Annotated in this window: 21 protein-coding genes and 1 riboswitch; of the genes, 3 read left to right on the top strand and 18 right to left on the bottom strand. The window is 69.7% G+C overall.

All coding sequences use genetic code 11. The features are described from left to right. Positions 1 to 387: a YraN family protein gene (locus MWN52_RS03295; protein WP_286576609.1), complete on the top strand. Its 387-nt coding sequence runs from the start codon at positions 1 to 3 to the stop codon at positions 385 to 387. Between the two features lie 4 nt (positions 388 to 391). On the opposite strand, the gene MWN52_RS03290 is transcribed toward MWN52_RS03295, so the two are convergent. The 13 genes from MWN52_RS03290 to MWN52_RS03230 all read right to left on the bottom strand — a co-directional run bounded on the left by MWN52_RS03290 (position 392) and on the right by MWN52_RS03230 (position 11,297). After that, positions 392 to 1,972: a CocE/NonD family hydrolase gene (locus MWN52_RS03290; protein ID WP_286576608.1), complete on the bottom strand. Its 1,581-nt coding sequence runs from the start codon at positions 1,970 to 1,972 to the stop codon at positions 392 to 394. A gap of 412 nt (positions 1,973 to 2,384) precedes the next feature. Then, positions 2,385 to 3,347, bottom strand: coding sequence for a thiamine-phosphate kinase (gene thiL / locus MWN52_RS03285; RefSeq protein ID WP_286576607.1), 963 nt, complete (start codon positions 3,345 to 3,347; stop codon positions 2,385 to 2,387). Beyond that, positions 3,344 to 3,757 (bottom strand): DUF2251 domain-containing protein, encoded by a 414-nt coding sequence (locus tag MWN52_RS03280; RefSeq protein ID WP_286576606.1) that lies wholly within the window; start codon positions 3,755 to 3,757, stop codon positions 3,344 to 3,346. Before MWN52_RS03280 ends, thiL begins: the two co-directional genes overlap by 4 nt. A gap of 14 nt (positions 3,758 to 3,771) precedes the next feature. Continuing rightward, the gene (gene nusB / locus MWN52_RS03275) at positions 3,772 to 4,245 is read right to left on the bottom strand and encodes a transcription antitermination factor NusB (RefSeq protein ID WP_130523177.1); all 474 of its coding nucleotides are present in this window, start codon (positions 4,243 to 4,245) and stop codon (positions 3,772 to 3,774) included. Beyond that, on the bottom strand, positions 4,242 to 4,709 hold the full coding sequence (ribH, locus tag MWN52_RS03270) for a 6,7-dimethyl-8-ribityllumazine synthase (RefSeq protein WP_130515439.1): 468 nt from the start codon (positions 4,707 to 4,709) through the stop codon (positions 4,242 to 4,244). The genes nusB and ribH overlap by 4 nt, the downstream gene beginning before the upstream one ends. A 124-nt stretch (positions 4,710 to 4,833) precedes the next feature. After that, positions 4,834 to 5,985, bottom strand: a complete 1,152-nt coding sequence (ribB, locus tag MWN52_RS03265) for a 3,4-dihydroxy-2-butanone-4-phosphate synthase (RefSeq protein ID WP_286576603.1) — start codon at positions 5,983 to 5,985, stop codon at positions 4,834 to 4,836. Beyond that, the gene (locus MWN52_RS03260; RefSeq protein ID WP_286576601.1) at positions 5,982 to 6,587 is read right to left on the bottom strand and encodes a riboflavin synthase; all 606 of its coding nucleotides are present in this window, start codon (positions 6,585 to 6,587) and stop codon (positions 5,982 to 5,984) included. Before MWN52_RS03260 ends, ribB begins: the two co-directional genes overlap by 4 nt. After that, positions 6,587 to 6,736 carry a hypothetical protein gene (locus MWN52_RS03255; RefSeq protein ID WP_165494495.1) on the bottom strand — a complete coding sequence of 50 codons (150 nt, stop codon included), beginning with the start codon at positions 6,734 to 6,736 and terminating at the stop codon, positions 6,587 to 6,589. Before MWN52_RS03255 ends, MWN52_RS03260 begins: the two co-directional genes overlap by 1 nt. Beyond that, a riboswitch (FMN riboswitch) is annotated at positions 6,721 to 6,937 on the bottom strand. (Overlaps the previous gene by 16 nt.) A gap of 102 nt (positions 6,938 to 7,039) precedes the next feature. After that, complete coding sequence (gene ribD, locus MWN52_RS03250) at positions 7,040 to 8,131, bottom strand: bifunctional diaminohydroxyphosphoribosylaminopyrimidine deaminase/5-amino-6-(5-phosphoribosylamino)uracil reductase RibD (protein ID WP_286576600.1); 1,092 nt, start codon at positions 8,129 to 8,131, stop codon at positions 7,040 to 7,042. Further along, the gene (locus MWN52_RS03245) at positions 8,124 to 8,600 is read right to left on the bottom strand and encodes a GNAT family N-acetyltransferase (RefSeq protein ID WP_286576599.1); all 477 of its coding nucleotides are present in this window, start codon (positions 8,598 to 8,600) and stop codon (positions 8,124 to 8,126) included. Before MWN52_RS03245 ends, ribD begins: the two co-directional genes overlap by 8 nt. Positions 8,601 to 8,611: 11 nt before the next feature. Continuing rightward, entirely contained in the window at positions 8,612 to 9,145 is a 534-nt protein-coding gene (gene nrdR, locus MWN52_RS03240) for a transcriptional regulator NrdR (RefSeq protein ID WP_130515424.1), read from the bottom strand. A gap of 105 nt (positions 9,146 to 9,250) precedes the next feature. Continuing rightward, the gene (gene glyA, locus MWN52_RS03235; RefSeq protein WP_130523167.1) at positions 9,251 to 10,519 is read right to left on the bottom strand and encodes a serine hydroxymethyltransferase; all 1,269 of its coding nucleotides are present in this window, start codon (positions 10,517 to 10,519) and stop codon (positions 9,251 to 9,253) included. A gap of 235 nt (positions 10,520 to 10,754) precedes the next feature. After that, positions 10,755 to 11,297 carry an RcnB family protein gene (locus MWN52_RS03230; RefSeq protein ID WP_234852571.1) on the bottom strand — a complete coding sequence of 181 codons (543 nt, stop codon included), beginning with the start codon at positions 11,295 to 11,297 and terminating at the stop codon, positions 10,755 to 10,757. Between the two features lie 237 nt (positions 11,298 to 11,534). Here MWN52_RS03230 and ettA point away from each other — a divergent pair, with 237 nt between their 5' ends. Together ettA and MWN52_RS03220 are read left to right on the top strand one after the other, a co-directional pair. Further along, complete coding sequence (gene ettA / locus MWN52_RS03225; protein ID WP_130523166.1) at positions 11,535 to 13,196, top strand: energy-dependent translational throttle protein EttA; 1,662 nt, start codon at positions 11,535 to 11,537, stop codon at positions 13,194 to 13,196. Between the two features lie 421 nt (positions 13,197 to 13,617). Next, complete coding sequence (locus tag MWN52_RS03220; RefSeq protein WP_286576596.1) at positions 13,618 to 16,035, top strand: membrane-bound PQQ-dependent dehydrogenase, glucose/quinate/shikimate family; 2,418 nt, start codon at positions 13,618 to 13,620, stop codon at positions 16,033 to 16,035. A gap of 289 nt (positions 16,036 to 16,324) precedes the next feature. Here the strand turns inward: MWN52_RS03220 and MWN52_RS03215 are convergent, their stop codons facing one another. From MWN52_RS03215 to pncB, 5 genes are all read right to left on the bottom strand, one after another. Then, a complete protein-coding gene (locus MWN52_RS03215; protein WP_286576595.1) occupies positions 16,325 to 16,786 on the bottom strand; it encodes a DUF2501 domain-containing protein in 462 nt (153 codons plus the stop codon). An 89-nt stretch (positions 16,787 to 16,875) separates the two neighbouring features. Continuing rightward, positions 16,876 to 17,403 carry a peptide deformylase gene (gene def / locus MWN52_RS03210; protein WP_130515414.1) on the bottom strand — a complete coding sequence of 176 codons (528 nt, stop codon included), beginning with the start codon at positions 17,401 to 17,403 and terminating at the stop codon, positions 16,876 to 16,878. A 78-nt stretch (positions 17,404 to 17,481) separates the two neighbouring features. Further along, positions 17,482 to 18,942 carry a DUF1501 domain-containing protein gene (locus MWN52_RS03205; RefSeq protein ID WP_286576594.1) on the bottom strand — a complete coding sequence of 487 codons (1,461 nt, stop codon included), beginning with the start codon at positions 18,940 to 18,942 and terminating at the stop codon, positions 17,482 to 17,484. Between the two features lie 13 nt (positions 18,943 to 18,955). Further along, positions 18,956 to 20,680: a DUF1800 domain-containing protein gene (locus tag MWN52_RS03200; protein ID WP_286576593.1), complete on the bottom strand. Its 1,725-nt coding sequence runs from the start codon at positions 20,678 to 20,680 to the stop codon at positions 18,956 to 18,958. Positions 20,681 to 20,821: 141 nt separating this feature from the next. Beyond that, positions 20,822 to 22,006, bottom strand: a complete 1,185-nt coding sequence (pncB, locus tag MWN52_RS03195) for a nicotinate phosphoribosyltransferase (protein WP_286576592.1) — start codon at positions 22,004 to 22,006, stop codon at positions 20,822 to 20,824. Position 22,007: the final 1 nt, after the last annotated feature.

The raw sequence follows: 22,007 nt of genomic DNA, 5'->3' as shown, positions 1-22,007 counted from the left end.
ATGGCCGAGCGTCAGGCGCGCGGTGCGGCGGCGGAAGCCGCGGCCCGCGCGCTGCTGGAACGCGACGGCCTGCGCCTGATCGCCGCCAACGTCCGCTTCCGTGGCGGTGAACTGGATCTGGTGATGCACGATGCGGCCGCGCGCGGCGGCGCCTGTCTGGTGTTCGTGGAGGTGCGCTACCGCGGCGCCAGCGCCTTCGGCGGCGGCGCGGCCTCGGTCGATGCGGCCAAGCGCCGGAAGCTGATCCACGCGGCCCAGCTGTATCTGGCCCAGCATCCGCGCTGGGCCAGCCTGCCGTGCCGCTTCGACGTGGTCGAAGCGCACGGCGATCCCGCCACCCCCCAGCTGACCTGGCTGCGCGACGCTTTTCGCGCCGACGAGGCCTAGGGCCTCAGCGCAGCGGCACGCTCAGGCGCGACGGCGCCGCGGTGGGCGAACCGAAGGCCACGCTGCCGCCGACATCGGTGGCGTCGGTGTAGCGCGGGTCGAGCGTGTCGATCGCCAGGACCAGGCGGCTGCCGGCCGGGATTTCGGCGGCGGCCGCTTCCAGGCCGATCTCCAGCGTGCGCGCCTGGCCCGGCACCGCATCGCGCAGGCTGTAGGGCTTGTAGCTGAGCAGCGTGCCGGTGCCCAGGGCATCCATGCTGTAGAGGTAGGCCACCAGGGTCACGTGCGACTGGCTGGGCGTGACCGTCACGCGCAGGCTCGGCGCCCCGGCCAGCACGCGATTGCGCTCGAGCACCGGCCCGGACCACACCGCGCCGCCGACGCGGCTGACCAGCGGGATCGAGGTCTTCATCGGCTGGCCGAACGCCTGCAGCAGGCCGCTGAGCATGACCACACCCGAATCGGCCAGGGTCGGGATCCCGGTCAGGATGGAGGCGCTCCAGCCGGTGGCATCGCCGCTGGACAGCGTGCCGGTCGGCCGCAGCAGGCCGGTGGGCCGGCCCAGGCCGTAGACCACCGGATCGGCCTGCACCTGCGCCCAGCTGCCGTAGTCCAGGTTGCGCCCGCCGATGCTGGTCAGCCGCACCGAGCCGCGCCCGTCCACGCCGTTGGCCTGGCCCTTGAGGAAGTGGTCGAACCACGCCACCGCCTCGTCGTAGACCGCGTTGGGCAGGCCCAGCGCGCCCGGCAGTTCGGCCGTGGCGTGGTCGCCCTGGCTGAAGATCAGGCGCCGCGGGCCGGTCAGCTGGTTGTAGAAGGCCACGTACTGGCTGGGCGGGAACAGGCCATCGTTGAAGGCATTGGCCAGCAGCACCGCGGTGCCGTTGCGGTTGATCTGCGCCACCTCATGCACCGCGCCGCGGCTCGCGGCCTGCGGCAGGAAGCCGTTCACCGCGCCGTCGAAGTCGCCCAGGGCCACCTTCGCGGTGATCGTCTGCAGGTCAGGACCGGGCCGACCGGTCAGGCTGCCGGTGGCGGCCAGCATCAGCACCGCCTGCTGGCTGACGGTCTGGTTGGCGTAGAGCGAGGCCTCCAGATCGGCCCAGCCGCTGAGCGCGGCCACCGCCTTGATGCGCGGATCGCGCGCGGCGGCCAGCAGGCTGGTGCCGGCGCCGTAGGAAATGCCCGAGACGCCGATGCGCGCCGGGTCGGCGGCGGTATGCGCCAGCGCCCAGTCGATCACCGAACTCACGTCCTCCACCGTGGCCGGCCCGGCCACGTCGATCTGCCCGGTCGAGTCCCAGAAGCCGCGCGAGGTATAGCTCACCACCACATAGCCCTGGCTCGCCATCTGGGTGGCGCGGCCGACGTATTCCAGGTTGGGCAGCGACCAGCTGGCCGGCATCACCACCAGCGGGAACGGCCCGCTGCCCTGCCCGGTCGGCACCAGCACCATTGCGCCCAGTTCGGTACCGTCGAAACTGGCGATGCGTTCGTAGGTCTTGTTGAAGCCGCCTGCCCACGCCGTCACCGAACAAAGACACAGCACCAGCAACAGCCCAACCCGCCGCGTGAATCCGTGCATGGAACGCCCTCCCAGGCAAGGGCCGGTCGCCGCGAGCGCAGGCCGGCCGTGGTGTTCGAATGCCGCCCGCCGCGGGCGGCCAGGACACCGTACTTGCGCGTATGGAGGCAGCCAAGCTGCAGCGCAGCACGGGGCCAGTGTGGGAGCCGGCAAGGTGGAAGCCGGCCCGGTGGGAGCGACTGTCTCCTCAAATCTCGCAACGGCCTGCCTGTAGAGCGGAGCTTGTGGCAATCCCCTTTTGGGGACTCCGCTGCTCTTCATTCGGTTCATGGGGGAGGCCCCAGCGGAGCGAGCTCCGCTCTACAGGGGGGAGCCGCCATGGCGGCGATGGGGCTTTACCGGGAAGGCCTCATCGCCGCCATGGCGGCTCCCTCCGAGCGAGAAAGCGCGCGTGCCCGGCGTGCCGGGGACTTCAGCCGAAGTGGTCGTATCCCACGCGCGGCGCCTGCCAGGGCGCGCCGGCGGCGTCGAGGGCCTGCACGCCTTGCCCCGCGACGATGCGGCCGATGCGCGCACCGCGCACGCCGGCGAAATCCAGGGCCGCCTGCACCTCGTCGGCGCGCGTCGGCGCGGCGGTGAAACACAGCTCGTAATCGTCGCCGCCGCCGGCCTGCCAGGCCCAGCGCAGCTGCGGGCGGAAGGCCGCCAGCGCGCGCGAGACCGGCAGCTGTTCCAGCTGCACCTGCGCGCCGACGCCGCTGCGCTGGCACAGATGGCCCAGGTCGGCCAGCAGCCCATCGGAGATGTCGACGCAGGCGCTGGCCAGGCCCAGCAACCCGCGTCCGGCTTCCACGCGCGGCGTGGGCCGGTCCAGGCGCGCGCGCAGGGCGCGGTCGACCGCAGCGCCGGACAGCAGCGACTGCAGCGCCGCCGCCGCATCGCCCGGCGTGCCGGTCACCCAGATCTCGTCACCCACCTGCGCGCCGTCGCGGCGCAGCGCATGGCCAGCCTCGACATGGCCCATCGCCGTGATCGACACCGACAGCGGCCCGCGCGTGGTGTCGCCGCCGACCAGGGCGATGCCGTGGCGCGCGGCCAGGTCGCAGAAACCATCGAGGAAGCCATCGATCCAGGCCGGATCGGCCTGCGGCAGGGACAGCGACAGCGTGCACCACGCGGGGCTGGCGCCCATCGCGGCGAGGTCGGAGAGATTCACCGCCAGCGCCTTCCAGCCCAGGTCGGCGGGCGCCACGTCAGGGAAAAAATGCACGCCGGCATTGAGCGTATCGGCCGTGACCACCAGCGCCATGCCCGGCGGCATCGCCAGCAGCGCGGCATCGTCGCCGATCCCCAGCACCACGTCGTCGCGCGTGCCGGCGCGCGCACGGATGCGCGCGATCAGGTCGAACTCGGATCCGGCCGGCGAGGCGGTCAAGCGAACAACCCCTCGACCTCGTCGCTCCAGGCCGGGCGCCTCCACCCGGAATCGCGCGCAGGTGCCGGGAATTCGCTACGGCAATAGCCGCACTTCCCCGGGAAATCGAATGCGGCCTGCGCTTGGTCGTTGATGAACAGCACCGCCTTGGCGTCGTCGCGCGACCAGCCGATCTTCACTTCCGCCGGGACCTGGCGATCCACCACGTCCTCGACGTTGTAGACATGCAGCGCATCGACGATCTCCCACAACGCCAGCGCGGTGTTCCAGCGGTGCGCGTAGAAATACCCGGTTTCGCCGTCGTCCTCGAACACGACCGAGAAGGGCTGCTCCACCGCCGCATCGGACAGGAAGACGCCGCCACCGACGCTGACCGTTTCCCTGGCCTCCACGAACACGTTGAATGCCACGGAACGGGCCCGGCTTACTTGCCCGCGCGCGGATGCTTGGCTTCGGCCGGGCGCCACTCGAGCGCGGCGCGGTCCAGCACGCCGTTGACGTAGGTGTGGCCGTGTTCGGAGCCGAAGCGCTTGGCCGTCTCGATGGCTTCGTTGATCACCACCCGGTACGGCACGTCGATGCGGTGGCGCAGCTCGTAGGCGGCGATGCGCAGCACCGCGCGCTCGATCTGGTCGACCTCGGCCACGTTGCGGTCCAGGTGCGGCAGCAGGGCCTGGTCGAGTTCGGCATGGTGGGCCATGACGCCGCGCACCAGGTCCTCGAAGTACTCCAGGTCGGCCACTTCGTGGGCCTGTTCGTGGGCGAACTGGGCGATCACCGCCTGCGTGGTGCCGCCGGCCAGCTGCCAGGCGTAGATCGCCTGCAGCGCACGCCGGCGCGCACGCGCGCGCAGGACCGGATCGACCCCATCGCCGCGACGCGGACCGGGACGGCTCATGCCAGCTTCTCCAGCAGATTGACCATTTCCACCGCGGCCAGGGCCACTTCCTCGCCCTTGTTGCCGTGGCTGCCGCCGGCGCGCGCCTCGGCGTCCTCGGCCACCTCGACCGCCAGCACGCCGTTGAGCACCGGCAGGCGGTAGTCCAGCTGCACGCGCATCAGGCCTTCGGCGCAGCCGTCGGCCACGTGTTCGTAGTGGCGGGTGTCGCCGCGGATCACGCAGCCCAGCGCCATGATCGCGGCATGCCCGCCGCCGGCCGCCAGACGCGCGGCCACCACCGGGATCTCCCACGCGCCCGGCACGCGGATCACATCGATCGCGTCCTCGGCCACGCCGTTGCCGGCCAGCTCCTTGCGCGCGCCGGCCACCAGCGCATCGGTGATGCGCGCATTCCAGCGGCTGGCGATGATCGCGTAACGCGCACCGCCGACCGTGCGCAGGTCGCCTTCGTAGTGGGTCATGGGAATCGTGCGGATCGAGGGTCGGACAGTTTATCAGGGCCGGGACCGGGGACCGGGGACCGGGGACCGGGGAAGCGTTCTTCCTCCTGGACATAGGTCAAGCGCTCGCGTCCCAGGTGCTGCCTCAGATCTTTGCGCCCTCGCCTTTGTCTTCTGCCCGGTCCCCGGTCCCCGGTCCCGGGTCCCGGCTCTCCACGATCTCCAGCCCATACCCCGCCAGGCCGACCTGGCGGCGCGGGGTGCCCAGCACGCGCAGCTTGCCCAGCCCCAGATCGGCCAGGATCTGGGCGCCGGCGCCGTTGCGCCGCCACTGGCCCACGTCCTTGTCCTTGCCCGGTGCGCGCGGCGCGGGCTGCTGCAGCAGGCGCGCCAGCAGGGCGTCGGAATCGCGCGGGGCCGACAGCACCACCATCACGCCCTGCCCTTCGGCGGCGATCGCGCGCAGCGCGTCGGTGGCGGCCACGCCGAAGTCCTCGCGCCGCCAGTGCAGCAGGTCGGCCAGCGGATTCTCCACCTGCACGCGCACCAGCGTCGGCACCTCGGCCCGCGGTGCGCCCTTGACCAGGGCGAAGTGCAGCTCGCGGGCGATGCGGTCGCGGTAGGTGACCAGGCGGAACGGGCCGAACTCGGTGTCGATGTCGCGTTCGTCCACGCGCTCGACGGTGTGTTCGGTCGCCAGGCGGTAGGCGATCAGGTCGGCGATCGAGCCCATCTTCAGCCCGTGCTCGCGCGCGAACACCTCCAGCTGCGGGCGGCGCGCCATGCTGCCGTCGGCATTGAGGATCTCCACCAGCACGCCGGCCGGCTCCAGGCCGGCCAGCATGGCCAGGTCCACGCCGGCCTCGGTATGGCCGGCGCGCGTGAGCACGCCGCCGGGCTGGGCGATCAGCGGGAAGATGTGGCCCGGCTGGTGCAGGTCGGCCGGCTTGGCGTCGGGCTTGACCGCGGTGCGGATGGTGTGGGCGCGGTCGTAGGCCGAGATGCCGGTGGTGACGCCCTCGGCGGCCTCGATGCTGACGGTGAAGTTGGTGTGGAACTGGGCGGTGTTGGCCTGGACCATCGGCGCCAGGCCCAGCTGCGCGGCGCGCTCGCGGGTCAGCGGCAGGCACACCAGGCCGCGGCCATGGGTAACCATGAAGTTGATGTCCGCGGGCTTGACCAGCTCGGCGGCCATGATCAGGTCGCCTTCGTTCTCGCGGTCCTCGTCGTCGACGATGACCACCATGCGGCCCTGGCGGATGTCTTCCAGGATCTCGGGGATGGGCGCGAAGTTCACAGCGCGGCTCCGCGCTCGCCCAGCAGGCGTTCGACGTAGCGGGCGACCAGGTCGATCTCCAGATTCACCGCATCGCCCACGCCGGTCTGCGCGAAGCGGGTATGCGCCACGGTGTGCGGGATCAGCGCCACTTCGAAGCCCTCGTCATCGACTTCGTTGACGGTCAGGCTGACGCCATCGACGCAGATCGAGCCCTTCCTGGCGATGTACTTGAGCAGCGCGGCCGGCGCGGCAAAGCGCCAGCGCTGCGCGCGCGCGTCCTCGTGCACCGACAGCACCCGGCCCAGGCCATCGACATGGCCGCTGACCAGGTGGCCGCCCAGGCGATCGGTCGGGCGCATCGCGCGCTCCAGGTTCAGCGCCGCGCCGACCGGCAGCTGGCCGAGCGTGGTCAGCGACAGCGTCTCGGTCGAGGCATCGGCCTGGAAGCTGGTCGCATCGAAGGCGATCACGGTCAGGCAGACGCCGTTGACCGCGATGCTCTCGCCCAGCTGGACCGCGTCGAACGGCAGCGTGCCGACCTCGAAGCTGAAGCGGGTATCGCCGCCGATGGGGGTGGCCGCGGCCAGACGGCCGACGCCCTCGATGATGCCGGTGAACATCAGCGCACCTCCTGCGGCAGGAGGGCGGCAATACACGCATTACTCTGATTCATGATCAACGTTTCTCGCAAAGTGGAAAGCGAAAAACGCCACAAGGCCATGACCCGCGCGCAGCCACAAGGGCCGCGATGCGGGTCGTCTTCTTTCATCCGGACTCTCTGGCGCGGCAAGGCTGCGCCAACCGTCGGCTCCGGCATCGGACCGGATCTGCTGACCTGTGGCAGGCGTGAAGTCCGCAAGCGGAGAGACGCGCTCTCGAGAGGGACCCACCAACCCCAGCGCTCGCGGGCTCATGCGCCGATGGCGCATCTACCGCCGGTGGGGAATCTCACCCCGCCCTGAAGACGTTCTTTAAGGATGCCGGCGAACCGGCGCGCGCATTCTACCAGCGCAGGCTGCACACGCCGCGAAAGGCTGCGTTCCAGGCGGCGACAGGCATGGGACGACAGACCTCAGTCCGCCGGACGCAGCAGCAGGCGCAGGTCCGCGCCGACCTGGCGCTGGTCGATCACGCGCAGGCGATGCTGCTGCGCCAGGCTGGCCAGGCCCAGGTGCAGCAGCGGCCGGGCGGCGTCGCCGAGCAGGGTCGGCGCCTGGTAGAGCAGCAGCTCGTCGACCAGGCCGGCGGCCAGCAGCGCGCCGGACAGGGTGGCGCCGGCCTCGACCTGGACCTCGTTGATCCGGTGCTGGGCCAGCACCGTCAGCACCGCGCGCAGATCCAGCCGGCCCTCATCCAGCGGGACTTCCTGGTAGTGCACCTGGCCGTGGTCGGCCACGCGCGGGGCCTGCGGGCCGTGCAGGTAGAGCGTGGGCGCATCGCCTTGCTGCACGCGGGTGTGCGCCAGGCTGGACAGGGTGGCGTCGAGCACCACGCGCAGTGGCGCCACGAAGGGCTGGTCCTCCTCCGGTCGCGCGGTCAGCGCGGGGTCGTCGGCGATGACGGTGCGCGCGCCGGTCAGCAGGGCGCCGGAACGCGCGCGCCAGCGCTGCACGTCCGCGCGTGCGGCCGCGCCGGTGATCCACTTGGACTCGCCGCTGGCCATCGCGGTGCGGCCGTCGATGCTGGCGCCCAGCTTGACCCGCAGCCACGGCCGGCCGCGTACCACGTGCGACAGGAAGCCGCGGTTGAGCTCGCGCGCCTGCGCCTCGAGCAGGCCGACCTGCACGGCGATGCCGGCGGCCTGCAGCTTGCCGAAACCCGCGCCGTCGACCTGGGCGAAGGGATCGCGCATGGCGGCGACCACGCGCGCCACGCCGGCGGCGATCAGCGCATCGGCGCAGGGCGGCGTGCGGCCGTGATGGGCGCAGGGCTCCAGGGTGACGTAGGCGGTGGCCCCGCGCGCGCGCTGCCCGGCCGCGCGCAGCGCGAACACCTCGGCATGCGGCTCGCCGGCGCGCTGGTGGAAGCCCTCGCCCACCACCTCGCCGCCGTGCGCGATCACGCAGCCGACCATGGGATTGGGCTTGGTGGTCCACGCGCCGCGCTGGGCCAGGCGCAGGGCGCGGGCCATGTGGGCGTGGTCGGTGGCGGAAAACTCAGACATGGGGCGATCCCGGTTCGATGGTCATCACCACCACCTGCATCGCTCCCAGCGGCAGGTGGTCGAGGCGTGTCCAGCCCAGCCGCGCGTAGTACGGCACGCGCGCCGGCTCACAGTACAGATGCAGGCGGGCGACGCCCAGCGCCGCGGCGGCGGCCACGCAGTGCCGCACCAGCGCCGCGCCCACGCCCCGCGCACGCGCGGCCGGGCGCACGTACAGCGAGGCCAGCCAGGGCGTGTACGCGGCCAGACGCGGATCGTCCTCGGCCAGCAGGCTCACCGAACCGAGCCAGTCGGCGCCGTCCAGCGCCAGCCAGGTGTTAGGGATGGCGTCGGGCGCGACATGCGTGGCGAGTTCGTCGCGGGCCTGTTCGAAGGTCCACTCCGGCAGCAGTGCGCCGAAGGCCTGCACATGCGTGCGCGCAAGCTCGTCCAGATGCTGCCGGTGATGGCACAGCGGCGCGATCCGCACGGCCGCGCCGGTCAGCGCTTCTTGTTCTTGTCGCCGGCCTTGCCGAAGGGCAGCACCTCGCCGCCGAGCAGCGGCAGCTGGCCTTCGCCGGGCAGGTCGCGCTCGAGCCGGTCCAACTCCTCGCGGAAGTCGGCCACGTCCTCGAAGCTGCGATACACCGAGGCATAGCGCACGAAGGCCACATGATCGAGCTTGCGCAACTCGGCCATCACGAACTCGCCGACCCGGCGCGAGGGCAGCTCGCGCTCGGTGGTGCGGCGCAGCTGCTGGATCACCGCGCGCACCGCCGCCTCGACCTGCTCCTCGGACACCGCGCGCTTGTGCAGCGCGCGGTCGAAGCTCTGGCGCAGCTTGCGCGCGTCGAACGGATCGCGCCGGCCATCGGACTTGATGATCGCCGGCAGGCGCAGCTCGATGGTTTCCAGCGTGGAGAACCGCTCGCCGCAGGCCTCGCACTCGCGCCGCCGGCGGATGGTCGCCCCATCCTCGGACACGCGCGAATCGATCACGCGGGTGTCGCTGTTCTGGCAGAAGGGGCAGTGCATCAGGTGCCGGGATTGGGGATTGGGGATTCGGGATTGGGAAAAGCGACGGCTTCAGGAAACGGGCTCACGCCCGATCCCGAATCCCCAATCCCGAATCCCCGCTTCTCAGCCATACACCGGAAACTTCCCGCACTGCGCCGTCACCGCCTCGCGCACGCGGGCGATCACGGTCTCGTCGTTCGGCGCGTCCAGCACGTCGGCGATCCAGTTGGCCAGTTCGACCGTGTCGGCCTCCTGGTAGCCGCGCGTGGTGATGGCCGGCGTGCCCAGGCGCAGGCCCGAGGTCACGAACGGCGAGCGCGGGTCGCCCGGCACCGAGTTCTTGTTGACCGTGATGTGGGCCTTGCCCAGCGCGGCCTCCGCATCCTTGCCGGACACGTCCTTGCCGATCATGTCCACCAGCATCAGGTGGTTCTCGGTGCCGCCGGAGACGATCTTGTAGCCGCGCGCGATCAGCGTCCTGGCCATCGCCTGGGCGTTCTTCACCACCTGCTGCTGGTAGGTCTTGAACGCCGGCTCCAGCGCCTCCTTGAAGGCCACCGCCTTGGCCGCGATCACATGCATCAGCGGGCCGCCCTGGATGCCCGGGAACACGATCGACTGCAGCTTCTTGGACAGGTCCTCGAGCTTGTCGCCCGCGCCAGCGGCGCTGGCCAGGATGATGCCGCCGCGCGGGCCGCGCAGGGTCTTGTGCGTGGTCGAGGTGACCACGTGCGCGTGCGGCAGCGGGGTCGGATACACGCCGGCGGCGACCAGCCCGGCCACGTGCGCCATGTCCACGAAGAACCAGGCGCCGACCTTGTCGGCGATGGCGCGGAAGCGCGCCCAGTCCACCACCTGCGAATAGGCCGAGAAGCCGGCCACGACCATCTTCGGCTTGTGCTCCAGCGCCAGGCGCTCGACCTCGTCGTAATCGATCAGGCCGGCCTCGTTCACGCCGTACTGCACGGCGTTGAACAGCTTGCCGGAGGCGTTGACCTTGGCCCCGTGGGTCAGGTGGCCGCCGTGGGCCAGCGACATGCCCAGGATGGTGTCGCCCGGCTGCAGCAGGGCGAAATACACCGCCTGGTTGGCCTGCGAGCCGCTGTGCGGCTGCACGTTGGCGTAATCGGCGCCGAAGAGCTGCTTGAGCCGGTCGATGGCCAGCTGCTCGGCGATGTCCACGTATTCGCAGCCACCGTAATAGCGCTTGCCCGGATAGCCTTCGGCGTACTTGTTGGTCAGCTGGCTGCCTTGGGCCTCCATCACCGCCGGGCTGGTGTAGTTCTCGCTGGCGATCAGCTCGACGTGATCCTCCTGGCGGCGGACCTCGTGGGCGATGGCCTGGGCCAGCTCGGGATCGTAGCTTTCGATGCGGACGTCACGCGGGAACATCGGGTCTCCAGGGGCAGGCAGGCGGGCGAAGCGGGGCCCGGATTGTAAGCCCCCGGGGCCCCCGAGGCCATGTCGCCCGGGGCTTGCGGCGCGGACGGCCGCGCGGCGGATGCCACGCGGGCATGGCCTTGGCGAGCGCTGGTCGAGCCTCATCGCCGGCATGCCGGCTCCCACAGAAACAAAAAGGGCGCGCCGGTGGGGCGCGCCCTCTTGTTGCTTCCCTGCGGCCGACGGCTCAGCGGTTGAGCAGCAGGTCGGTGATGATCCCGGTGGCGATGGCGACCATGATCAGGTTGCCGCGGTCGTCGCGGATCCAGTGATAGCCCGGGGGCGGACGACGCACGCCGTAGTAATCGTAGTCGTTCACCACGATCGGCCGGCCGCTGTAGTAGTTCACATAGCGGTAGCCGCGCTCATAGCCGTACGGGCGGTAGTACGCGACCGGGGGCGGGGCCGGGCGGTAGTACACCGGCGGCGGCGGCGGCGGGCCCGGACGGTAGTAACCACCGCGGTAGTAGTTGCGCTCGACCACCACCGGGCGGCTGTAGCGGCCGTCGCGATAGCCATCGCGGTAGGCATCGCGACGGTCGTGGCGATCGCGGCGCTCGTCGTGGCGGTCGGCCCAACCGCGCGGACCACCGGGGCCAGGACCGGGGCCGCCGGGGCCAGCGCCCGGGCCCGGCGGGCCGTGGCGCCAGTCGTCCGCCATCGCCGGCGCGGCCGCCAGCGACATGGCAAGGACGGGAATGCTCAGCAGGGTCAGGATCGTGCGCTTCATGAGGGGTCTCCAGTGCTTCGAGGCACGATGCGATGATGCGCCGGGCCAGTGAACGGAAACTGGCTGGAAACGGCTACAAAAATTGCCGTTCACGACGCCTAGCACCCCCTGTTCAGTTTCGGCCCCGAGGCGCCTGCGCGGCCCGGCCCGCTATACTGTGCGCATCCCTTTCCCGCCAGCGTCGCGCGCCTGGAGTCCCAAGCGTGACGGCGCGGCTGCGTCCTCGTCGGAGACCCCATGTCGCAGTACATCTACACCATGAACCGCGTGTCCAAAGTGGTCCCGCCCAAGCGGCAGATCATCAAGGACATCTCGCTGAGCTTCTTCCCCGGCGCCAAGATCGGCCTGCTCGGCCTGAACGGCGCGGGCAAGTCGACGGTGCTGAAGATCATGGCCGGCGTGGACACCGACTTCGAGGGCGAGGCCCGCCCGCAGCCGGGCATCAAGGTCGGCTATCTGGCCCAGGAGCCCGAGCTCAACCCCGAACACACCGTACGCCAGGCCGTCGAGGAAGGCGTGGGCGAGGTGCTGCAGGCCCAGGCCGCGCTGGATGCGGTGTACGCCGCCTACGCCGAGGAAGGCGCCGACTTCGACGCGCTGGCCAAGGAACAGGAGCGCCTGGAGGCGATCCTGGCCGCGGGCGACGCCGCCACGCTGGAGCAGCAGCTGGACATCGCCGCCGACGCGCTGCGCCTGCCGCCGTGGGAGGCCATCGTCGGCAAGCTCTCCGGTGGCGAGAAGCGCCGCGTGGCGCTGTGCCGCCTGCTGCTGCAGAAGCCGGACATGCTGCTGCTCGACGAACCGACCAACCACCTGGACGCCGAGTCGGTGGAGTGGCTGGAGCAGTTCCTGGCGCGCTACTCCGGCACCGTGGTGGCCGTCACCCACGATCGCTACTTCCTGGACAACGCCGCCGAGTGGATCCTCGAACTGGACCGCGGCCGCGGCATCCCGTGGAAGGGCAACTACACCGACTGGCTGACCCAGAAGGAAGAGCGCCTGAAGCAGGAAGACAACCAGGAAAAGGCCCGCCAGAAGGCGATCCAGAAGGAGCTTGAATGGTCGCGGCAGAACGCCAAGGGCGGCCGCACCAAGGGCAAGGCGCGCCTGGCGCGACTGGAAGAGCTGCAGTCGGTCGACTACCAGAAGCGCAACGAGACCAACGAGATCTTCATCCCGCCGGGCGAGCGCCTTGGCAATGCGGTGATGGAGTTCAAGCACGTCTCCAAGAAGTTCGGCGACCGCCTGCTGATCGACGACCTCAGCTTCCTGGTGCCGCCGGGCGCCATCGTCGGCATCATCGGGCCCAACGGCGCCGGCAAGTCGACGCTGTTCAAGATGATCACCGGGCAGGTGAAGCCGGACTCGGGCGAGATCGTGGTCGGCCCGACCGTGCAGCTGTCCTACGTGGACCAGAGCCGCGATGCGCTGGAAGGCAACCACAACGTCTTCCAGGAGATCTCCGGCGGCCTGGACATCCTCAACATCAACGGCGTGGAGATCCAGTCGCGCGCCTACATCGGCCGCTTCAACTTCAAGGGCCAGGATCAGCAGAAGCTGGTCGGCTCGCTGTCCGGCGGTGAGCGCGGCCGCCTGCACATGGCCAAGACCCTGCTGCAGGGCGGCAACGTGCTGCTGCTCGACGAACCGTCCAACGACCTGGACATCGAGACCCTGCGCGCGCTGGAAGACGCGCTGCTGGAGTTCCCGGGCAACACCTTCGTGATCAGCCACGATCGCTGGTTCCTGGACCGCATCGCCACCCACATCCTCGCCTTCGAGGGCGACTCGCACGTGGAGTTCTTCCAGGGCAACTACCGCGAGTACGAGGAAGACAAGAAGCGCCGCCTCGGCGACGACGCCGGTCCCAAGCGCCTGCGCTACAAGGCGCTGAAGTAAGCCATCGCCCCATGGCCGCTCGATGCGGCCATGGGCGCTTCGCGCCCCGGACATGCGCGCGCACCGGGGCCGAAAGCAGCGCGCGGCCCACGCCGCCCTGCTGCTGCACGCCACGTATCTGATCCCACCTCAACCGCATCCATTCCCAGACCGGATGCGGCTTTCGGCGTGCGCGCGTGATGCATGCAAGTGGAACTCCGCGTCGCAACTGTCGAAAAATTCACGGCCCGCTCGCATGCGCCCTTCCTAGAATCGCGCCGCACGCCAAGGCGTGTGGTCCTGCGTTCCGTGCGTCGCTGCGTGCGACGGAAGACCGCAGATGCAGCTCGCCGGCGACGCAGCCTGACTCCCCTTCGATCCGCTTCGGGACAGGCGTCAGCGAGTGAAACACCATGGCCCTGGCCATGATCTGGAGTTGTGCATGAACACTGCCGCGCCCCGTCCCGGGCTCCCTCTCTGGCAGAAGATCGTCGCTGTCATCGTCGCCGTCTCCGGCCTGATCCTGGCCGTGGCCGGGGCCTATCTGCTGTCGCTGGGCGGCACCTGGTACTACCTGGTCAACGGCGTGCTGATGCTGATCAGCGGCGTGCTGCTGTTCGCCGGCCGGCTGTGGGGCGCCAAGCTCTACGGCGTGGTGTTTCTGCTCGCGCTGGTGATGACCCTGGTCGAATCGGCCACCCGCCTGTGGGGCTGGGTGCCGCGCATGGGCTACATCACCCTGCTGGGCTTCTTCGTCGCGCTGATGGTGCCGCGCCTGTCGGCCGGCCGGCTGCGCAAGCACGGTTATCTGGCGGCGGCGGGCTGCATCGTGTTCGCGGCGATCGCCTTCGCGCTGGTCTTCCGCACCCAATACGTCGAACACGGCGATGACGCGCCGCAGGCCCCGCTGGCCGCCGGCGACAACGCCAAGGCCCGCGCCGCGCAGGCCGACAGCGAATGGGCCGCTTACGGCCGCGACACCGACGCCACCCGCTATTCGCCGGCCGCGCAGATCACCCCGGAGAACGTGGGCAAGCTCAAGGTCGCCTGGACCTATCACACCGGCGATCTGCCGCCCCCGGGCAAGACCAACAAGTGGGGCGCGCAGAACACGCCGCTGATGATCGGCGACGGGCTGTACGTGTGCTCGGCGACCAACAACGTGTCCAAGCTCGACCCGGCCACCGGCAAGGAGATCTGGAAGTTCGTCTCCGGGGTCAAGTACGAGAACGTGCCCTACACCGCCGCCTGCCGCGGCGTGACCTACTTCGTCTCCAACGCGGTGCCGGAGGGCCAGAGCTGCCATGCGCGCATCATCGTGGCCACGCTGGACATGCGCCTGATCGAACTGGACGCCGCAAGCGGCCAGCCCTGCGCGCAGTTCGGCAGCGAGGGCAAGGTCAACCTGCTGACCGGGATGGGCAAGTCGGTGCCGGGCCAGCTGGCGGTGACCTCGCCGCCGGTGGTGGTCAACGGCACCATCTCGCTCAACCACCAGGTGCTGGACAACCAGCGCCGCTGGGCGCCCTCGGGCGTGATCCGCGGCTATGACGCCGAGACCGGCGCGTTCAAGTGGGCCTGGGACGTCAACCATCCCGGCACGGTGTGGCATCAGGAGCCCGGCCCGGGCCAGGAATACAGCCGCGGCACGCCAAACTCCTGGGGCCCGATGGCCGGCGACAACGCGCTCAACCTGATCTACGTCCCCACCGGCAACTCGGCCGCCGACTACTACGACCAGCTGCGCACGCCGGCGGAGAACGCGGTGGCGTCCTCGATCGTGGCGCTGGATGCGACCACCGGCGAGCAGAAGTGGGTGTTCCAGACCGTGCACAAGGACACCTGGGACTACGACATCGGCTCGCAGCCCACGCTGCTGGACTTCCCCGACCACAGCGGCACGCCGGTGCCGGCGATGATCATTCCGACCAAGCGCGGCCAGCTGTTCGTGGTCGACCGCCGCAACGGCAAGCCGCTGCTGCCGGTCGAGGAGCGCCCGGCCGACACCAAGGTGACCGTGCCCGGCGAGAGCCGCGCCAGCACCCAGCCGTGGTCGACCGGGATGCCGCGTCTGGGTATGCCGGACCTGAAGGAATCGACCATGTGGGGCATGACGCCGTTCGACCAGCTGTATTGCCGGGTCAAGTTCCGCCAGGCGCATTACACCGGCGAGTTCACCGCGCCGCAGCTCAAGCAGCCGTGGATCGTCTTCCCCGGCTACAACGGCGGCAGCGACTGGGGCAGCGTGGCCTACGACCCGGCCCGCGGCATCCTGGTGGCCAACTGGAACGTCACCCCGATGTACGAGCACTACATCCCGCGCAAGCAGGCCGACGCGCAGGACCTGTACTCGATCGACGATCCGCGCTACACGCCCGGCAAGGGCGGCGCCGAAGGCCCCGGCGCGATGGAGGACACACCGTATGCGATCTCGGTGTCGGCCTTCATGGTCCCGGGCCTGAAGACCCTGTGCAACGAGCCGCCCTACGGCATGATCACCGCGATCAACCTGCACGATCAGAAGGTGATCTGGCAGCAGCCGCTGGGCACGGCCCGCGCCAACGGCCCGCTCGGCCTGCCGACCGGCCTGCCGATCCAGATCGGCACGCCCAACAACGGCGGCCCGGCGATCACCGCCGGTGGACTGGTGTTCGTCGCGGCGGCCACCGACAACCTGCTGCGCGCCATCGACCTGAAGACCGGCAAGGTGCTGTGGACCTCGGTGCTGCCCGGCGGCGGCCAGGCCACGCCGATGACCTACACGGTCAACGGCAAGCAGTACGTGGTGCAGATGGCCGGCGGTCACCACTTCATGGAAACCCCGATCAGCGACGCGCTGGTGGCTTACTCCCTGCCGTGACGGAGATTCCCGGCGCCCTCACTCGGGGCGCCGGCGTTCTAAACCGAGCGTTGCAACCATCCAAAGCAAAGGCCGCCCGCAGAGCCTCCGCGGGCGGCCTTTGTTTTGGATGGGAGCGACCATCTCTCCCTGTAGAGCGGAGCTTGCTCCGCTGGGGCTTCCCTGTGATCCGGCCGAAACGCAGCGGAGCAAGCTCCGCTCTACGGGAGTCGCCGGCGGCGAGAGGCTCTTCCCGGTAATGTCCCATCGCCGCCATTGGCCGAAAAGGCCACAAGGGCGGCTCCCACCTTCAGATCAGCTTGGTGGCGTTGTTCAGCACGTAGTCGCAGGCCTTGTCCTTGAGCTTGCCCGAGACCGCGTCCAGGTTGAACGACTGCCCGCCTTCGCCCTTGAGAACGCCCATCAGGCCGCGCTGGTAGTCCGGCGACTGCTCGGGCTTCTGCGCGCCGCCCAGGCCGTACTTGGACAGCAGCTTGTCCTTGACGCCACTGACCGCATCGGCGCTGAGGTACTTGCGCTGCACGCAATACTGCAGCACGCCCGCGGCATTGCCGGCGGTGTTGCCACCGATCGCCGGCAGCGACAGCCCGCCCAGCGCCCCCAGGCCACCGGCCGCCTCGCCGCCGGCCGGCGCCGCCTGGCCGGTGTGCTGCTTGAGCAACTGCTTGAAATCCTGCGCCTGCACAGCGCCGGCCAAGGCCAGCGCGCCCAGCATCAGCGCGGCCTTCAGGGAACGGGATGTCGTCTTCATGACCTACCTTCGCAAGATCCGTGGACAGATCCCGCAGGCTAGCAGCGTGGCGTTAATGCCGCGCCTTGCCGCATGCGGCGTGCGCCGGCTCACTTGCCCTCGCCGATCTCCGGGAACAGCACGTCGGTGAACCCGAACGTGGAGAAATCCTTGATCCGCGACGGATACAGAATGCCGTCCAGGTGGTCGACCTCGTGCTGGATCACGCGTGCATGGAAGCCTTCGGCGACCTGCTCCACGCGCTGGCCGCCGGCGCTCCAGCCGCTGACCCGGATCCGCCGATAGCGCGGAATCACCGCGCGCAGGCCGGGAATGGACAGGCAACCCTCCCAGCCGTCCTCCAGCTCGTCGGTAAGCGGCTCAATGAGCGGATTGAACAGCGCCGTGCGCGGCACCGAGGGCGCGTCGGGGTAGCGCGCGTTGTGCTCGAAGCCGTACACGATCACGCGCTTGCTCACCGCCACCTGCGGCGCGGCCAGGCCCACGCCGCCGGCCTCGTCCATGGTCTGGAACATGTCATCGACCAGGTCGCGCAGCTCGCCGGTGGCGAAGTGCTCGACCGGCTCGGCCCGGGCCAGCAGCACGGGGGCTCCCATGCGGACGATGTTGCGGATCATCGGGACGACTCCTGCGACTTCGGAAGCCCCGAGCTTAAGCCCGGCCCGGCCGGCCCGCACCTGGCGCGTGGCGCCGGGTCAGGCCAGGAAGCCCAGCGTCGGGCTGGCGAAGTTGCCCAGGCCGGGGAAGATCGCCGCCAGGTCCGAGGCGCCCACGCCCATCCACTGGGCGAAGGTGGCGCCGAACTGGTTGGTGGAGGTGGTCGGGATCATGCGACCGCGATCGACCGCCTGGTCGCCGTTCAACTCCAGGATCGGATAGCTGCCGAATACGCGGCCGCCGGCCAGCGGACCGCCGGAGGACTGCGGGCCGCCCATCATCAGCTGCACGCCGCCCCAGGCGTGGTCGGTGCCATTGCCGTTGCTGTTGAGCGTGCGGGCGAAGTCGCTGTTGGTGAAGCTGACCACGTCGTTGAGCGCGCCGATTTCCACCAGCGCGTTGCGGAAGGCGAACAGCGCATCGGAGACCTGCCCCAACAGCCGCGGCTGGCCATTGGCGACCATCTGCCCGTCGTGGGTATCGAAGCCGCCCATGCTGGCGAAGTAGATCTGCCGGTTCTGCCCCAGCGCGCTGGTCCGGCTGGCCTTGATCGAGCGGGCGATCATGCGCAGCTGCGAGGCCAGCCCATTGCCGGACGGGAACACGGTGGCGATGTCGCCGCCGTTGTTCGCATCCAGCGCGGTGCGCATCGTGCTGCCGATCAACATCGCGCTCTCGCCCTGCAGCGCGTACTGGTCCTGCATCAGCGGCGTGTAGCGATGCTTGACCAGCGCGGCCAACGCCTCGCGGCGGATGCGGTCGGGCGTGGAGTTGACGTTCTCGAAGTTGCGCAGCGCCGCCGGACCGCCGGTGGACATCACATAGGGCGAGATCGAGGTGCCGGTCTGGAACAGGTTGTTGCCGGCCAGCGAGATGGTCGGCGGCAGCGCGGTGAAGCCGCCGCTGTTGGCGCCCTTGATGCGCTCGCCCAGGGTGCCGCCCCAGCCAACGTTGGAACTGCGCAGCTCCGACTCGCCGCGCATCCACAGCGCCTGCTGGTCGTTGTGCGAGAACAGGTTGTAGGGCAGGCGCTTGGCCTTGGCGGTGTACTCGGCCTTGGTGGTCGGCTGCACCAGCGTGCCGACGTTGGCCATGAACGCCAGCTCGCGGTTGTCGAACAGGGTCTTCATGCCGGCGCAGGCCGGGTGCAGGCCCCAGGCCTTGCCCGCCGTGTCGGTGACCTTGAGCAGCGCGTCGCGGGCGATGCCCAGGCCCTGGCTGTTGGCGGCCGCGTCGTACACGCCGCCGCGGCTCTTGAGATAGACGTCGTACTCGGTCTGCACATGCGGGATGAGCATGTTGAACGAGTCGTTGCCGCCGAACAGGAAGATGCACACCAACGCGCGGTAGTTGCCGGTGCCCACCGCGGTGGAACTCTGCGCCAGCGCGCGGCCGACCAGTTCGAACTGCGGCAGGGTCGCGGCGACGGCGCCGCCGGCCAGCATCAGCTGCAGCGAGCGCAGGAAGGTCCGGCGGTCCTGATTGACCTGTCGAGACATGTTCGTGCGGCTCCTATCGCTGGATCACGAAATCGGGGGAGGCCAGCGCCAGCTGGACCAGGGACTGCACCCGTTCGGCGCTGCTGCGCTTCTCGGTCTGCAGCTTGTTGAGCATGTCGATCATCGTGGCGCGGGTGTCGGCGGACAGGTTGCCGGCGAACAGCAGCGCGGAAATCTCATCGACCATGCCGGCGTGGTTGCCGGCATCGGCCAGCGCCTGCAGGCTGGTGGCGTCGAGCACCGGCGCGTTGGTCCGCGCGGTCGGCGCAGCCGTCTTCAGATTGCCGCAGGCGGCGTTGCACACCTCGTTGAAGGTGCTCACGAAGCTGGAGTCGTTGAGCAGGTCGAACTCCGGCGCATAGAGGCCATCGACGCCATCGGCGGCCTGCAGGCGCGCGTCGGGCGAGAAGAAGTTGAACACCGACGGCGAGCGCAGCGAGTCCTGGCCCAGCGACACGCTGAAGTCGTAGGACGCGCCGAAGGAGAACGCGTACTGGCCGTCGTCGCGCGGCACGTACTTGGCGTCGAAGGCGCGCCACAGCGTGGTCAGCTGGATCAGCGGCTCGCGCAGCTTGCCGTAGCTGGTGTCGGTGGCGGCCGGCGCGGTGCGCGCCTCGGTGTCCATCAGGATCGCCTTGATCACCTTGCCCAGATCCCCGTTGGAGCTGGCCCACACCTTGGTCACGCGGCCCACGTAGGCCGGGCTGGGATTGCTGGTGACGAAGCGCTGGATCAGCTGGCGGCTGATGAAGGGCGCCGTGTTGGCATGGCTGGCCAGCGCGTCGAGCGCCTTGGCCAGCGTCTTGGTGCAGTCGTTGCCTTCGGCGATGACGATGCCGTTGAAGATGGTCTTGGGCTGGTCGTCGTGGTAGTCCGGCACGCAGGTCATCGGCTTGGCGTCGTTGTCCGGCAGGCCCTTGTAGAAGGTGTCCTTGGTCGCGCCATTGATCGACCAGCCGGTGAACACCCGCGCCATCGCACTCACCACCGCCTGGTCGTAGGTGGGGATGGTGTTGCCCGAGGCATCGGTCCTGACGGTGAAGTCGGCGTTGCGCTGGACCAGGCCGATGGAGAACAGCTGCATCACCTCGCGCGCATAGTTCTCGTCGGGGACGATGGTGACCGTCAGTCCCTGGCCGTTCTTGTAGCTGACCGCCTTGCGGTTGCGGATGTGGCTGAGGTAGGTGCCCATCGCCGGGTGCAGGGTGACCTTCTCCAGCAGGTCGCGATAGGTGCCGAACGCATTGCTGTCCAGCATGTCCTGGTAGTTGGCGATGCGGCCGAAGTTGGCCGTGTTGTAGTCGCGGTCGGAGACCACGAAGATCTCGCTGAGCGCGAAGCCCATGCGCAGGCGCAGCTGGTCCTTGGCGGTCACCGCCTGCCACAGCCAGTAGTTGCGCCGCTCGGCGTAGCTCAGGCTGGCCACCGGGATGGACAGGATGTGCGGCTCCATCAGCGTCGGCGCGGTCTTGGACGCGTCGATCTGCTCATCGATCCAGGCGCCGTACCCGATCTGGCGCACGCGGGCGATGTCGGCCTTGGTCGGGCCGAAGCTGGCCTGGGTCAGAAAGCGCGCCGCCTCCGCATCGGTGGTCGGCTTGTCGCTGGGCGTGGTCGGGGTGGTGACCGGCGTGGAGGGCGAGGACGAGGCCGAAGACGACCCGCCGCCGCCCCCGCCGCCGCAGCCAGCCAGAAGGAGCAGCAGCCACAGCGTGGCAGCCGCGCGTACAAGCGTCATGTCGAGCACCCCGGCGCCACCCCTGATCCGCCCGAAGCGGCGGATGATCGCCGTCGGCTGCGGCGTCAAGACAGAGTGAAAATTACGCCAAAATAGGTGTCAAGTCCGCCAAGTTGTCGGTGATCGAAAGCTTGCCGCAGGTCACAGATCCTGCTCGGGCGGCAGCCCGAAGACCTGCCGCAGATAGCGCACATAGCCCGGGTCGTCGCACATGCTCTTGCCGGGCGAGTCGGACAGCTTGGCCACCGGCTGGCCGTTGCAGCGGGTCATCTTGATGACGATGTTCAGCGCCTTGGGGCCCAGATCGTTGGTCAGGTTGGTGCCGATGCCGAAGGCCAGGCGGCAGCGCCCCTTGAAGTGCGCGTACAGCTCGGCCACCCGCTCCACGTCCAGGCCGTCGCTGAACACCAGCGTCTTGGCGCGCGGATCGGCGCGATTGGCGGCCAAGTGCGCCAGCATCCGCTCGCCCCAGCGCAGCGGATCGCCCGAGTCGTGGCGCATGCCGTCGAAGAGCTTGCAGAAGTACATGTCGTAATCGCGCAGGAACGCATCGGTGCCGACCACGTCGCTCAGCGCGATGCCGAGGTCGCCGCGATACTCGCGCGCCCAGGCCTCCAGCGCGGCGGCCTGCGAATCGCGCAGACGCGGGCCCAGCGCCTGGAAGGCCTGCAGCCACTCGTGCGCCATCGTGCCCAGCGGCGTCATGCCGTACCGGTGGGCGAAGTGAACGTTGCTGGTACCGACGAACTGCTCGCCCAGCCCGTCGCGCAGCTGCGGCAGCAGGCGTGCGTGCCAGGCGCGCGAATAGCGCCGGCGCGTGCCGTAGTCGGCGATGGCGCAGCCGGCCGCGTCGGGGATGGCGCGCAGGCGCGCCAGCTTGCCCTGCAGCCGGCGCTCGCCTTCGACCAGATCGCCCTGCCCCAGCGCGTCGAAGTACACCTCGTTGATGATCGCCAGCAGCGGCACCTCGAACAGGATCGTGTGCAGCCACGGCCCCTCGATCTCCAGCGCGATCTCGCCGGGCACCTGGTCCGAGGCGCGCAGGGTGATGTACTTGCGATCGAAGTGGAACAGGCCGAGGAAGTCGACGAAATCCGGCTTGACGAAGCGCAGCCCGCGCAGGTAGTCCAGCTCGTCCGCGGTGAATCGCAGCGCGCACAGCGCGTCGATCTCCTCGGAGATGCGGTCCAGGTGCGCGGCCAGGTCGATGCCCGGCGTGCGGCACTTGAAGCGGTATTGCACCTGCGCGGCAGGGTGCTGATGCAGCACCGCCTGCATCATCGTGAACTTGTACAGGTCGGTGTCGAGCAGCGATTGGATGATCATG

It is taken from the genome of Pseudoxanthomonas winnipegensis (assembly GCF_030322905.1).
GTDB classification, from domain to species: domain Bacteria; phylum Pseudomonadota; class Gammaproteobacteria; order Xanthomonadales; family Xanthomonadaceae; genus Pseudoxanthomonas_A; species Pseudoxanthomonas_A winnipegensis.
This window is presented reverse-complemented; position numbering and strand designations above follow the sequence as displayed.